The sequence below is a fragment of the Kitasatospora dryopteridis genome (genome assembly GCF_050749075.1).
Lineage (GTDB): Bacteria > Actinomycetota > Actinomycetes > Streptomycetales > Streptomycetaceae > Kitasatospora.
Map to the genome: position 1 here is coordinate 1,124,427 of NZ_CP192749.1, position 13,563 is coordinate 1,137,989.

The window sequence follows — 13,563 nt, forward strand, 5'->3', positions numbered from 1 at the left end:
GAGGAGACCCCGATGTGCCTGGCGGTGCCCGGCAGGGTGATGGAGATCGAGGAGCGCGACGGCACACGGATGGCCGTCGTGGACTTCGGCGGCGTGGTCAAGGACGTGTGCCTGGAGTACCTGCCCGACCTGGCGGTCGGCGAGTACGCGATCGTGCACGTCGGGTTCGCGCTGCAGCGCCTGGACGAGGAGTCGGCCCGCCGCACGCTCGAACTCTTCGAGGAACTGGGCCTGCTGCAGGAGGAGTTCGGCGATCCGTGGGAGGCCGCCGCGGGCGCCCCGAAGGAGGCGGAGAAGAAGTGAAGTACCTGGAGGAGTTCCAGAACCCGGACCTCGCCCGGCGGCTGCTGGACGACATCCGCGCCTCGGTCACCCGGCCGTGGGCGCTGATGGAGGTCTGCGGCGGCCAGACGCACACCATCATCCGGCACGGCATCGACCAACTGCTGCCCGAGGGGATCGAGTTGATCCACGGGCCGGGCTGCCCGGTGTGCGTCACCCCGCTGGAGGTGATCGACAAGGCGCTGGAGATCGCCTCCCGGCCCGAGGTGATCTTCTGCTCGTTCGGCGACATGCTGCGGGTGCCGGGCACCGACCGCGACCTGTTCCGGGTGCGCGGCGAGGGCGGTGACGTCCGCGTGGTGTACTCGCCGCTGGACGCCCTGCGGGTCGCCGAGCAGAACCCGGACAAGCAGGTGGTGTTCTTCGGCATCGGCTTCGAGACCACCGCCCCGCCCAACGCCATGACGGTGTACCAGGCGAAGAAGCGCGGCATCGGCAACTTCAGCCTGCTGGTCTCCCACGTGCGGGTGCCCCCGGCGATCGAGGCGATCATGCAGTCGCCGGAGTGCCGGGTGCAGGGCTTCCTCGCCGCCGGGCACGTCTGCTCCGTGATGGGCACCGCCGAGTACCCGGAACTCGCCGAGCGGTTCAAGGTGCCGATCGTGGTCACCGGCTTCGAGCCGCTGGACATCCTCGAGGGCATCCGCCGCACCGTCCGCCAACTGGAGCGCGGCGAGCACACGGTGGACAACGCGTACCCGCGGGCGGTGCGCGACGAGGGCAACCCGGCCGCGCAGGCCATGCTCGCCGACGTCTTCGAGACCACCGACCGGGCCTGGCGCGGCATCGGCACCATCCCGCAGAGCGGCTGGCGGCTGTCGTCGCGCTACCGCGAATTCGACGCCGAGCACCGCTTCGACGTGGGCGGCGTGAACACCTGCGAGCCGGCCGCCTGCCGGGCCGGCGAGGTGCTGCAGGGGCTGCTCAAGCCGCACCAGTGCGAGGCCTTCGGCACCGTCTGCACCCCGCGCAACCCGCTGGGCGCGACCATGGTCTCCAGCGAGGGCGCCTGCGCCGCCTACTACCTGTACCGCCGCCTGGGTGCGCCCGCCGCACCCGCCGCCCCGCTGGAGGCGAGCCCCGTTGCCTGACACCGACACCCTCGCCGCACCCGACTTCTCCAACTGGTCCTGCCCGCTGCCGCTGCGCGACCACCCGCGGGTGGTGATGGGGCACGGCGGCGGCGGGGCGCTCTCCGCCGAACTCGTCGAGCACGTCTTCGCGCCCGCCTTCGGCGGCCCGGTGCTGGCCGCGCTCGGCGACTCCGCGGCCGTCACCCTCGGCGGGGTGCGGCTCGCCTTCTCCACCGACTCCTACGTGGTGCGGCCGCTGTTCTTCCCCGGCGGCAGCATCGGCGACCTGGCCGTCAACGGCACCGTCAACGACCTGGCGATGAGCGGCGCCACGGCCGCCTACCTGTCCTGCGGGTTCATCCTGGAGGAGGGCGTGGAGACCGCCCAGGTGGCCCGGGTCGCCCAGGCGCTCGGCGCGGCGGCACGGGCCGCCGGGGTCGAGGTGGCCACCGGCGACACCAAGGTCGTCGAGGCCGGCCGCGGCGACGGGATCTACCTCAACACCGCCGGCATCGGGCTGATCCCGGCCGGGGTCGACATTCGGCCGCAGCGCGCCGAACCGGGCGACGTGGTGATCGTCAGCGGGCCGATCGGGCTGCACGGCGTCGCCGTGATGAGCGTCCGCGAGGGCCTGGAGTTCGGGGTCGGCGTGCAGAGCGACTGCGCCCCGCTCGGCGGCCTGGTGCAGGCGATGCTGGCGGTCACCCCGGACCTGCACGTACTGCGCGACCCCACCCGCGGTGGGCTCGGCGCCTCGCTCAACGAGATCGCGGCGGCCGCCGGGGTCGGCGTGGTCGTCCAGGAGCGCAGCATCCCCGTCCCGCCCGAGGTCGCCAACGCCTGCGCGATCCTCGGCCTTGACCCGCTGTACGTGGCCAACGAGGGCAAGCTGGTCGCGTTCGTGCCGCGGGAGCACGCCGAGGCGGTGCTGGCGGCGATGCGGGCGCACCCGCTCGGCGCGGGCGCGGCGGTGATCGGCGAGTGCGTGGCCGACCACCCCGGGATGGTGGTCGCGCGGACCGCACTCGGCGGGACGCGGGTGATCGACCTGCCGGTCGGCGAGCAGCTGCCGCGGATCTGCTGAGCGGTACCGCCGCCGGTCACGGTGCGGCGAGCAGCCGGGTGCCTTCCGGCAGTTCGCCGCGCCGTGCCTGTGCGGCGAGCTGCTCCGCGACGGTGGCGCGCATCCGGTCGGCGGCGCGGCCGAGCGGGATGTCCCGGCCGTGCGCGAGCGAGACGGTGCGGCCGAGGCCGGCACCGGTGAAGCGGGCGGTGGGCAGGCCGGAGCGGGCCGCGACCATGGCGGGCACCACGGCGGGCCCGAGCCCGGCCCGGACGAAGCCGAGCACGGCGTCCATCTCGCCGCCCTCGACGGCGAAGCGCGGCTCGAAACCGGCCTCCCGGCAGGCCGCCAGGGTGGCGTCGCGCAGTGCGTACCCGGTGCGGAACATCACCAGCGGCCGATCGCGCAACTCCTCGACGGCGACGGCCTGGTGGGGCAGCGGCCGGGCGGAGACCAGCACCAGGTCCTCGTGCAGCAGCGGGGTGACCGCGAGCGTCGGCAGGGTGCCGCCGCCGGGGCTCGGGGAGACGATCAGCGCCAGGTCGAGCTCGCCGGCGTCCAGCGCGGCCACCAGGTCGCCGGAACCGCCCTCGCTGATCTGCAGGTCGACACCGGGGAAGCGGCCCCTGAAGGCGCCGAGCACGTCCGGCAGCAGGCTGACGCAGAGGCTGGGCGGCGCACCGAGGCGGACCCGGCCGCGGCGCAACTGGACGGTCTCCTGGACGGCCAGGCGGGCACTGTCGGTGTCGGCGAGGATGCGGCGGGCCAGCGGCAGCAGGGCCTCGCCCGCATCGGTGGGGGTGGTGGCACCGCGGGTGCGGTGCAGCAGTTCGGCGCCCAGCTCCCGCTCCAGCGCCTTGATCTGCTGGGAGAGCGAGGGCTGCGCGACGTGCAGCCGCTCGGCGGCCCGGGTGAAGTTGCCGAGCTCGGCGACGGCGGTGAAGTAGCGGAGCTGCTGGAGTTGCACGATGCCCACCTGGGGTCGCCCCTGATTTTAATAGCCTGAGCCTATCGTGGCGAGCCCTTTCATGTCTTGGACGGCGGGTAGGTGCCGTTCCTAGCGTGGAGCGCATGGCTCTGGCGACTGGAACGCGTCGGCCCCGGCACGCCCTGGCGGCGCTGTGGGGTTCGACGATCGGCAAGAAGGCGGTGATGGCCGCCAGCGGTGCGGTGATGCTGCTGTACCTGGTGGCCCACATGCTGGGGAATCTGAAGATCTTCTTCGGGCCGGACGACCTCAACGGCTACGCGGCGTGGCTGCGCACCGTCGGGCAGCCCTTCCTCGGGCACGCCTGGTTCCTGTGGATCGCCCGGCTGGTGCTGCTGGCCTCGGTGGTGGCGCACGGCGTCGCCGCGTACCAGCTGAGCCGGCGCGATCTGGCGGCGCGGCCGCAGAAGTACGCGCGGCGCCGGGCGCGGGCGAGCTACGCGACCCGGACGATGCGCTGGGGCGGGGTGATCCTGGCGCTGTTCATCGTCTGGCACATCCTGGACCTGACCACGCTGACGGTGAACCCGCGGGCCGAGGAGGGCCACCCGTACCAGAACGTGGTGGCGTCCTTCTCCACCTGGTACGGCGGCGGGATCTACATCGTGGCCATGCTGGCCGTCGGGCTGCACGTGCGGCACGGATTCTGGAGCGCCGCGCAGACCCTCGGCCTCAACAACGCACGCCGCGACCGGGTGTTGAAGGCGACGGCGAACGTACTGGCGCTGGTGCTGACGGCCGGGTTCCTCGCCGTGCCGGTGGCCGTGATGATCGGAGCGGTGAAGTGACCCCGTACCTGGACTACACCGTCGGCGAGCCGGTCGCCGACACCAAGGCGCCCGCCGGGCCGATCGAACAGCGCTGGGACCGGCGGCGGTTCGAGGCGAAGCTGGTCAACCCGGCGAACCGCCGCAAGCACACCGTGATCGTGGTCGGCACCGGCCTGGCCGGTGCCTCGGCCGGGGCGACGCTCGCCGAACAGGGCTACCGGGTGGTGCAGTTCTGCTTCCAGGACTCACCGCGCAGGGCGCACTCGATCGCCGCACAGGGCGGCATCAACGCGGCGAAGAACTACCGCAACGACGGCGACAGCGTGCGGCGGCTGTTCTACGACACCGTCAAGGGCGGCGACTTCCGGGCGCGGGAGTCCAATGTGCACCGGCTGGCGCAGATCTCGGTGGAGATCATCGACCAGTGCGTGGCGCAGGGCGTGCCGTTCGCCCGCGAGTACGGCGGCCTGCTGGACACCCGCTCGTTCGGCGGGGTGCAGGTGCAGCGGACCTTCTACGCCCGGGGGCAGACCGGCCAGCAGCTCCTGCTCGGCGCCTACCAGGCGCTGTCGCGGCAGATCGCCGGCGGCGGGGTGGAGATGCACCCTCGCACCGAGATGCTCGACCTGGTGGTGGTCGGCGGCCGGGCCCGCGGGATCGTCGCCCGCGACCTGGTGACCGGCGAGGTCGGCACGCACCTCGCGGACGCGGTGGTGCTGGCCACCGGCGGGTACGGCAACGTCTTCCACCTGTCGACCAACGCCAAGAACTCCAATGCCACCGCGGTCTGGCGGGCTCACCGCCGCGGCGCGTGGTTCGGCAACCCGTGCTTCACCCAGATCCACCCGACGTGCATCCCCCGCTCGGGCGACCACCAGTCGAAGCTCACCCTGATGAGCGAGTCGCTGCGCAACGACGGCCGGATCTGGGTGCCGAAGGCGGCCGGGGACGCCCGCCCGCCCGCGGAGATCCCCGAGGCCGAACGGGACTACTACCTGGAGCGGATGTATCCGTCCTTCGGCAACCTGGTGCCGCGCGACATCGCCTCCCGTGCCGCCAAGGCGGTCTGCGACGAGGGCCGCGGCGTCGGGCCGGGCGGCCAGGGCGTGTACCTGGACTTCGCGGACGCCATCGCCCGGCTGGGCCGCGACACGGTCTCCGCGCGCTACGGCAACCTCTTCGAGATGTACGAGCGGATCACCGCGGAGGACCCGTACCGGGTGCCGATGCGGATCTACCCCGCGGTGCACTACACCATGGGCGGGCTGTGGGTGGACTACGACCTGCAGACCACCGTGCCGGGCCTGTTCGCGATCGGCGAGGCCAACTTCTCCGACCACGGCGCCAACCGGCTCGGCGCCAGCGCCCTGATGCAGGGCCTGGCCGACGGCTACTTCGTCCTGCCGCCGGCGCTCAACGACTACCTGGCGCGGCAGGGTTCGGAGCCGCTCGACCCCGGTGACCCGCAGGTCGCCAGCGTTCGGCAGGAGGTGGTGGACCGGCTGGAGCGGCTGCTCGCGGTGCGCGGCGACCGTACCCCCGAGTCCTTCCACCGCGAACTCGGCCGGATCATGTGGGACGACTGCGGGATGGCCCGCACGGACGCCGGGCTGCGCCGCGCGCTGGCGCGCATCCCGGAACTGCGTGAGGAGTTCTGGCGGCGGGTCACCGTGCCGGGCAGCGGGGAGAGCCTCAACCAGCAGCTGGAGAAGGCCAACCGGGTCGCCGACCACCTCGAACTCGCCGAGCTGATGTGCCTGGACGCACTCCACCGCACCGAGTCCTGCGGCGGTCACTTCCGCGAGGAGAGCCGCACCGCGCAGGGCGAGGCGCTGCGCGACGACGAGGCCTTCTCGTACGCCGCCGCCTGGGAGTTCACCGGCACCGGCCGCGCCCCCGTGCTCCACCGGGAGCAGCTCTCCTTCGAGTACGTCCACCCCACCCAGCGGAGCTACGCATGAACCTCACCCTGCGGATCTGGCGGCAGGCCGGCCCGGACGAGCCCGGCGGCTTCACCACCTACCAGGTCGGGGAGATCAGCCCCGACATGTCCTTCCTGGAGATGCTGGACACCCTCAACGAGACGCTGGCGCTGCGCGGCGAGGAGCCGGTGGCCTTCGACCACGACTGCCGCGAGGGGATCTGCGGCGCCTGCGGCATGGTCATCGACGGGCAGGCACACGGCCCGCAGCCCACCACCACCTGCCAGTTGCACATGCGGCACTTCGAGGACGGCGCGACCGTCGACGTGGAGCCGTGGCGGGCCGCGGCGTTCCCGGTGGTCAAGGACCTGGTGGTGGACCGCTCCGCACTGGACCGGGTGATCGGCGCCGGCGGGTACATCACCGCGCCGACCGGCAGCGCGCCGGAGGCGCACGCCACGCCGGTGCCCAAGGAGGCGGCGGACGCGGCCTTCGAGCACGCCGCCTGCATCGGCTGCGGGGCCTGCGTGGCGGCCTGCCCGAACGGCTCGGCGATGCTGTTCACGGCGGCGAAGGTGGTGCACCTCAACCTGCTGCCGCAGGGCGCACCGGAGCGGTCGGGCCGGGTACGGGGCATGGTCGGGGCGATGGACGCCGAGGACTTCGGCGGCTGCACCAACACCGGCGAATGCGCGACGGCCTGCCCCAAGGGCATCCCGCTGTCGGCGATCTCGGCACTGAACCGGGAGTTCCTGCGGAGCACCTTGCGGTGAGGGCGGCGCTATAGGGGCGCGTGGGGGCACCTCCCGCGCCCCTGAGGGTGCGCCGTGCCTCTGAGAAGATCGTCAGGGGTCGGGTGGGAGTTCCTGTTCGGTCCAGATGGTCTTGCCGGCGGCGGTGTAGCGGCTGCCCCAGCGGTCGGTGAGCTGGGCGACCAGGTAGAGGCCGCGGCCGCCCTCGTCGGTGAGGCGGGCGCGCCGCATCCGCGGCTGGGTGCTGCTGCCGTCGGAGACCTCGCAGGTGAGGGTGTCGGCGCGGATCAGCCGGACGCCGACCGGGCCGCCGGCGTAGCGGATGGCGTTGGTGACCAGTTCGCTGAGGACGAGTTCGGTGGTGAAGGCCAGTTCGTCGAGGCCCCAGGCGGCGAGCTGGTCCGTGGCGTCGGACCGGACGCGGGCGACGGCGGCCGGGTCGGGTTCCACGGACCAGGCGGCGGTGTCGGCGGCGGGCACGGCGCGGGTGCGGGCGAGCAGCAGGGTGACGTCGTCGCGGAGCCGGGTGGGCGGCAGTCCGGCGACGACCTGCAGGGCGGCCTCGCGCAGGGGGCGGTCCTCGCGGGCGACCGCGGAGAGCCGGCGGCCGATCTCGGCCATGCCCTCGTCGATGTCACCCTCGCCGCGTTCGATCAGCCCGTCGGTGTAGAGGGCGAGGACGCTGCCCGGGTCGAGGACGGTCTCGGTGGCCTCGAAGGGCAGGCCGCCGACGCCGAGCGGCGGGCCGGGGGTGACCGGCAGGAAGTGTGCGGTGCCGTCGGGGGCGGCGACGGCGGGCGGCGGGTGGCCGGCGCTGGCGACGGTGCAGCCGCGGGTGACCGGGTCGTAGACGGCGTACAGGCAGGTGGCGCCGACGGAGCCGGGTTCGGGCCGCTGCCGGCGGCCGGCGCGGGCGGTGTCCGCGGGGGCTTCCTGGTCCGCGTGGTCGGTGTCCTCGGCGTCGGCGGCGAAGTCGCCCTCGAAGAGCAGCTGGGAGACCAGGTCGTCGAGGTGGACGAGCAGTTCGTCCGGTTCCAGGTCGAGGTCGGCGAGGGTTCGGACGGCGGTGCGCAGCCGGCCCATGGTGGCGGTGGCCTGCAGGCCGTGGCCGGCGACGTCGCCGACGACCAGGGCGACCCGGGCGGAGGAGAGCGGGATGACGTCGAACCAGTCGCCGCCGACGCCGCCGGCGCTGTCGGTGGGCAGGTAGACGCTGGCGGTGGAGACGGCGGCGACGGTGCGGACGGCTGGCGGCAGCAGGCTGCGCTGGAGGCCGACGGCGGCGCGGTGCTCGCGGGTGTAGCGGCGGGCGTTGTCGACGGCGAGGGCGGCCCGGGCGGCGATCTCGGCGAGCAGCAGCCGGTCGCCCTCCTCGTAGGGGTCCTTCCAGCGGTTGCGGCGGCTGGTGACCTGGCCGAGCAGGATGCCGCGGGCCACCAGCGGCGCGGTGATCTCCCAGTCGTGGGCGGCCTCGGCGGTGGTGCCGCGGTCGGGGGTTCCGTCGGCGCGGACGAGAACGGTGTCGCCGGTGGCGGGCGCGGCCTCGCCGGCCACGGCGGTGCGGCGCAGCAGCAGGCGGCCGGTGGGGTCGGGGGCGGGTTCGTCGCCGGTGAAGACGGCGGCGGCGATGTCGACCACGGCGACGTCGGCGAGGTCGGAGACGAGGGCCTTGGCGAGGCCCTCGGCGGTGCCGGTGACCGAGAGGGAGCCGCCGGCGGCTGCGGTGACCCGGTGCAGCAGGGCGAGGCGCTGCCGGGAGCGGTGCTGTTCGGTGATGTCGGTGAACAGCACCGTGAGGCCGATGACGACGCCTTCGGCGTCCTGCAGGCGGAAGGCGGAGATGGCCATCATCCGGCCGCTGCGGGGGTCGACGACGGTGCGGGCGAGGCCTTCGGCGAGGACCAGCGGGCGGCCGGTCTCCAGGACCTCGCGCAGGTGGGCCTCCAGGGCGACGGCGTCCTGGGGCTGGAGGAAGTCGGCGAGCTTGAGGCCGGTGAGGGTGGGCGGGACGCCGCTGTACGGCAGCAGGTGGGTGTTGGTGCGGACGATCTGCAGATCGGTGTCGAAGACGGCGAGGCCGAAGCGGTCCTGGAGGAAGAGTTCGCGGGTGAAGGCCTGGTCCTGGCGCCACCGGGCGACGGTGGAGGACTTGGCGCCGAGGACGACCTGCCGGGTGGCGGCCGGGTCGGCGGGGTTGCCGCCGTGCAGGGTGAGGACGCGGACGTCGAGGCTGAGCGGGCGGCCGTCGCCGGTGCGGACGGTGACCTTGCCGTCCCAGCCGGCGGCGGAGTCGTCGGGGCTGCGCCAGCTGTCCGGGTCGGCGAGGAGGTCGCGCAGCGGGCGGCCGACGAGGGCCCGGGCGGGCAGGGCGAGCAGATCCTCGACCGCGCTGGTGCAGCCGATGATCGTGCCGCTGCCGTCGACGAGCGCCCCGGCGACGCCGTCGAGGAACGGGAAGCGGCGGTCCTCCATCTCGTTCACCTCGCCCGGTGGTCTCCTCTCCCCCTCATACTCCACCGGCCCCGGGGTGTCGGCGCCCCGGGGCACGCAGCGTGACCGGGCGTGCCGCCTTCGGCTTCTGTAAGCACGGGGGTTGACGCGGCTGGTTCAACGGGCCTAACTTCACGTTCTGAAAAAGGGTCCAGACCAATTCGTCGGGACTCCTGCGCCGTCCGCCGCACCCGGGACGAACTGGTGACACCCCACCAGACGGTTGCTGTGGAGGGTTGTTGACGGATCGTAAGGAGATCCGCCCGTTCCATCGCAGCGCATTGCCCGTCGGCCGTTCGACCCTGCCGACCGGGCCGTTCAGTGCTGCGCGATGTTCACTTCGTGAACGCAAAGGTCCCTGATCCTCACCCCACCACGCCCGGGTGACCGCCCGGGCAGGAGGAGAACACCTTGCTCCGCAACCTTGTCCGCACCGTCGCGACGGCGGCCGCGCTGCCCGCGACGGCCGCCGCACTGCTGGTGGCCGGCAGCACGCCCGCCGCCGCTGCCGCCAACCCGGGGCCGGGCTTCCCGGCCCACTTCGCAGCGCCGTACCTGGAGACCTGGAAGTCGCCCTCGGTGATGACCGAGGTGCGCAACGCGACCGGTCTCAAGTACTTCACCCTGGCGTTCGTGATCAGCAACGGCAGCTGCAACGCCACCTTCAACGGCAGCACCGACATCGCCGATGCCTCCTGGCAGACCGCGATCAACAGCCTGCGCTCGGCCGGCGGCGACGTGATCGCCTCCTTCGGCGGCGCCGCAGGCACCGAACTCGGCCAGGCCTGCACCAGCGTCTCCGCACTCCAGGCCCAGTACAAGCGGGTGGTCGACACCCTCGACCTGACCCGGATCGACCTCGACATCGAGGGCTCGGCGCTCAACGACACCGCCGCCAACGACCGCCGCAACCAGGCGCTGGCCGGCCTCCAGCAGCAGTACGCGGCGGCCGGCAAGCGGCTCGCCGTGAACTACACCCTGCCGGTGAGCCCGTCCGGCCTGGAGTCCAACTCGATCAGCCTGCTGAACAACGCCAAGAGCCGCGGCCTGGACGTCAACATGGTCAACATCATGACCATGGACTACGGCCCGGCCATGGACATGGGGCAGGCCGCGATCAACGCCGCCAACGGCCTGCACACCCAGCTCGGGCAGATATGGACCGGCAAGACCTCCGAGCAGCTCTGGGCGATGGAGGGCAACACCCCGATGATCGGGGTCAACGACACCACCGCCGAGGTCTTCACCACCGGCAACGCCACCACCCTGGAGTCCTTCGCCGCCTCCCGCGGCATCCAGCAGCTCGCCTTCTGGGCGATCGGCCGCGACAAGGCCTGCGCCGTCAACGGCACGCTCTCCGACTCCTGCAGCGGCACCCCGCAGTCGCCGTACCAGTTCACCAAGACCTTCGACGCGCTCACCGGCACCACCACCCCGCCGCCCACCGGCCGCACCGGCCGGATCACCGGCTACGGCGGCAAGTGCGTCGACGTCGCCGCGGCGAACAGCGCCAACGGCACCGCGATCCAGCTGTACGACTGCAACGGCACCGCCGCGCAGACCTGGACGGTCGGCACCGACGGCACGGTCCGCGCCCTCGGCAAGTGCATGGACGTCACCGCCGCCGGCACCGCCAACGGCACCCAGGTGCAGCTGTACGACTGCAACGGCACCGGCGCCCAGCAGTGGCAGGCCCGCGCCGACAAGACCCTGGTGAACCCCGCCTCCGGCCGCTGCCTGGACGCCACCGGACCGAGCTCCGCCAACGGCACCCGGCTGCAGATCTGGGACTGCTTCGCCGGCGCCAACCAGCAGTGGACCCTGCCGGCCTGACGCCCGGCCCCGACACGAGAGGAGCACAACCGTGCCATCGACACCCGGGCACAGGCGTGCCCACGCCCGCCGGCGGGCCCTCCCGCTGGTCACCGCCGTCGGCCTGATCGCCTCGGCCTCCACCGCCGTCCTGCTCGTCCAGGGCCCCGCCGCCCAGGCGGCCGGCCTGCCGACCGGCTTCACCACCGTCGTCGCCAAGCACAGCGGCAAGTGCGTGGACGCGGCGGCCGCCGCCACCGCCAACGGCACCGCCGTACAGCAGTACGGCTGCAACGGCACCAACGCCCAGCAGTGGCAGTTCCAGGACACCAGTGGCGGCTACGTCCGGATCAACGCCCGGAACGACACCACCAAGGTGCTCGACGTCACCGATGTCTCCACCGCCGACGGCGGGAAGATCCAGCTGTGGGCGTACGGCGGCGGCCTCAACCAGCAGTGGCAGCCGGTCGCCGAGGCCGGCGGCACGTACCACTTCGTCAACCGCAACAGCGGCAAGTGCCTGGACGTGCCGAGCGCCTCCACCGCCGACGCCGTCCAGTTCCAGCAGTGGACCTGCAACGGCACCGCCGCACAGTCCTTCTCCTTCGGCAGCGGCAGCCAGAACCCGCCCGGCACCCCGGACTTCGGGCCCAACGTGGCGGTCTTCGACCCGTCGATGCCGGCCTCGACGATCCAGGCGAAGCTCAACTCGGTCTTCTCCCAGCAGGAGTCCAACCAGTTCGGCAGCCAGCGGCAGGCCCTGCTCTTCAAGCCCGGCAGCTACAGCGTCGACGCCAACGTCGGCTTCTACACCCAGGTCGCCGGGCTCGGCCTCTCCCCCGACGACGTGACCATCAACGGCGCCGTGCACGCCGAGGCCGACTGGTTCCAGGGCAACGCCACCCAGAACTTCTGGCGCTCCGCCGAGAACCTCTCGGTCAACCCGACCGGCGGCACCGACCGCTGGGCCGTCTCGCAGGCCGCGCCCTACCGGCGGATGCACGTCCGCGGCAACCTCCAGCTGGACGACGGCGGCTGGTCCAGCGGCGGCTTCATCGCCGACTCGAAGATCGACGGGCAGGTCCGCTCCGGCTCCCAGCAGCAGTGGCTCTCCCGCAACGCCCAGTGGGGCAGCTGGACGGGCTCCAACTGGAACATGGTCTTCGTCGGCGACGTCAACGCCCCGGCCAACTCCTTCCCCAACCCGCCCTACACCACCGTCGGCCAGACCCCGGTGGTCCGCGAGAAGCCGTTCCTGTACGTGGACGCGGCCGGCGCCTACAAGGTGTTCGTCCCGGCGCTGCGCAGCAACAGCAGCGGCACCAGCTGGGCCGGCGGGGCGCAGCAGGGCGGCTCGCTGCCGATCGACCAGTTCTACATCGTCAAGCCCGGCGCCACCGCCGCCGACATCAACGGCGCACTCGGCCAGGGCAAGAACCTGCTGTTCACGCCCGGTGTGTACCACCTCGACCGGTCGATCGACCTGACCCGCCCCGACACCGTGGTGCTCGGCCTCGGCCTCGCCACGCTGGTGCCGGACAACGGCGTCACCGCGATGACCGTCGCCGACGTCGACGGCGTCAAGGTGGCCGGGCTGCTGATCGACGCGGGCACCGCCAACTCCGCGGTGCTGATGCAGGTCGGCCCGGCCGGCTCCGCCGCCGACCACTCGGCGAACCCGACCTCGCTGCACGACGTGTTCTTCCGGGTCGGCGGCGCCGGCGTCGGCAGGGCCACCCAGTCCCTCGTGGTCAACAGCAACGGCGTGATCGGCGACCACATGTGGATCTGGCGCGCCGACCACGGCAGCGGAGTCGGCTGGACGAGCAACACCGCCGCCAACGGCCTCACCGTCAACGGCAACAACGTCACCATGTACGGCCTGTTCGTCGAGCACTACCAGCAGACCCAGGTGGTGTGGAACGGCAACGGCGGCCGGACGTACTTCTTCCAGAACGAGATGCCGTACGACCCGCCGAACCAGTCCGCCTGGACGAACGGCTCCACCCGCGGCTACGCGGCCTACAAGGTGGGCGACTCGGTCACCAGCCACGAGGCGTGGGGGCTCGGCAGCTACTGCTACTTCAACGTCAACCCGTCCGTGGTGGCCGAGCACGCCTTCGAGGCGCCGAACCGCTCCGGGGTGCGCTTCCACGACATGGTCACCGTGTCGCTGGGCGGCACGGGCACCATCAACCACGTGATCAACTCGACCGGAGGACCGTCCAACTCCTCGTCCAACGTGGCCAACCTGGTCGCCTACCCGTAACCACGACGAATGTGCTCCCGGCCGGGTCCGCACCCGGCCGGGAGCACTGTGTGTTTTCTCCGTGCCGTGCCCGTACGGCTCG

At 72.6% G+C, this 13,563-nt stretch carries 10 protein-coding genes; 8 read left to right on the top strand and 2 right to left on the bottom strand.

What is annotated here, in order from left to right:
* Nucleotides 1-12: 12 nt before the first annotated feature.
* From ACQ614_RS05135 to hypE, 3 genes are read left to right on the top strand one after another with little or no spacing between them, the layout of a single operon-like run.
* Nucleotides 13-303: a HypC/HybG/HupF family hydrogenase formation chaperone gene (locus tag ACQ614_RS05135; protein WP_363489626.1), complete on the top strand. Its 291-nt coding sequence runs from the start codon at nucleotides 13-15 to the stop codon at nucleotides 301-303.
* Complete coding sequence (gene hypD / locus ACQ614_RS05140) at nucleotides 300-1,433, top strand: hydrogenase formation protein HypD (RefSeq protein WP_431676964.1); 1,134 nt, start codon at nucleotides 300-302, stop codon at nucleotides 1,431-1,433. Before ACQ614_RS05135 ends, hypD begins: the two co-directional genes overlap by 4 nt.
* Entirely contained in the window at nucleotides 1,426-2,499 is a 1,074-nt protein-coding gene (gene hypE, locus ACQ614_RS05145; RefSeq protein WP_431676965.1) for a hydrogenase expression/formation protein HypE, read from the top strand. The genes hypD and hypE overlap by 8 nt, the downstream gene beginning before the upstream one ends.
* Before the next feature lie 16 nt (nucleotides 2,500-2,515).
* Here the strand turns inward: hypE and ACQ614_RS05150 are convergent, their stop codons facing one another.
* Nucleotides 2,516-3,445, bottom strand: coding sequence for a LysR family transcriptional regulator (locus ACQ614_RS05150; RefSeq protein ID WP_431676966.1), 930 nt, complete (start codon nucleotides 3,443-3,445; stop codon nucleotides 2,516-2,518).
* A gap of 104 nt (nucleotides 3,446-3,549) precedes the next feature.
* Between ACQ614_RS05150 and ACQ614_RS05155 the strand changes: the two genes are divergently transcribed.
* From ACQ614_RS05155 to ACQ614_RS05165, 3 genes are read left to right on the top strand one after another with little or no spacing between them, the layout of a single operon-like run.
* The gene (locus tag ACQ614_RS05155) at nucleotides 3,550-4,254 is read left to right on the top strand and encodes a succinate dehydrogenase cytochrome b subunit (RefSeq protein WP_431676967.1); all 705 of its coding nucleotides are present in this window, start codon (nucleotides 3,550-3,552) and stop codon (nucleotides 4,252-4,254) included.
* Nucleotides 4,251-6,197: a fumarate reductase/succinate dehydrogenase flavoprotein subunit gene (locus tag ACQ614_RS05160; protein WP_431676968.1), complete on the top strand. Its 1,947-nt coding sequence runs from the start codon at nucleotides 4,251-4,253 to the stop codon at nucleotides 6,195-6,197. Before ACQ614_RS05155 ends, ACQ614_RS05160 begins: the two co-directional genes overlap by 4 nt.
* Nucleotides 6,194-6,931 carry a succinate dehydrogenase/fumarate reductase iron-sulfur subunit gene (locus ACQ614_RS05165; RefSeq protein WP_431676969.1) on the top strand — a complete coding sequence of 246 codons (738 nt, stop codon included), beginning with the start codon at nucleotides 6,194-6,196 and terminating at the stop codon, nucleotides 6,929-6,931. The genes ACQ614_RS05160 and ACQ614_RS05165 overlap by 4 nt, the downstream gene beginning before the upstream one ends.
* A gap of 72 nt (nucleotides 6,932-7,003) precedes the next feature.
* Here the strand turns inward: ACQ614_RS05165 and ACQ614_RS05170 are convergent, their stop codons facing one another.
* Nucleotides 7,004-9,382: a SpoIIE family protein phosphatase gene (locus ACQ614_RS05170; RefSeq protein ID WP_431683824.1), complete on the bottom strand. Its 2,379-nt coding sequence runs from the start codon at nucleotides 9,380-9,382 to the stop codon at nucleotides 7,004-7,006.
* Nucleotides 9,383-9,811: 429 nt separating this feature from the next.
* Here ACQ614_RS05170 and ACQ614_RS05175 point away from each other — a divergent pair, with 429 nt between their 5' ends.
* Nucleotides 9,812-11,233 (top strand): RICIN domain-containing protein, encoded by a 1,422-nt coding sequence (locus tag ACQ614_RS05175; protein ID WP_431676970.1) that lies wholly within the window; start codon nucleotides 9,812-9,814, stop codon nucleotides 11,231-11,233.
* 31 nt (nucleotides 11,234-11,264) lie between these two features.
* A complete protein-coding gene (locus ACQ614_RS05180; RefSeq protein WP_431676971.1) occupies nucleotides 11,265-13,481 on the top strand; it encodes an RICIN domain-containing protein in 2,217 nt (738 codons plus the stop codon).
* Nucleotides 13,482-13,563: the final 82 nt, after the last annotated feature.

Excerpts from the sequence above, each read along its gene's own strand:
- ACQ614_RS05135 (WP_363489626.1), top strand. The coding sequence starts at position 13 with ATGTGCCTGGCGGTGCCCGGCAGGGTGATGGAGATCGAGGAGCGCGAC.
- ACQ614_RS05155 (WP_431676967.1), top strand. The coding sequence starts at position 3,550 with ATGGCTCTGGCGACTGGAACGCGTCGGCCCCGGCACGCCCTGGCGGCG.
- ACQ614_RS05165 (WP_431676969.1), top strand. The coding sequence starts at position 6,194 with ATGAACCTCACCCTGCGGATCTGGCGGCAGGCCGGCCCGGACGAGCCC.
- ACQ614_RS05170 (WP_431683824.1), bottom strand. The coding sequence starts at position 9,382 with ATGGAGGACCGCCGCTTCCCGTTCCTCGACGGCGTCGCCGGGGCGCTC.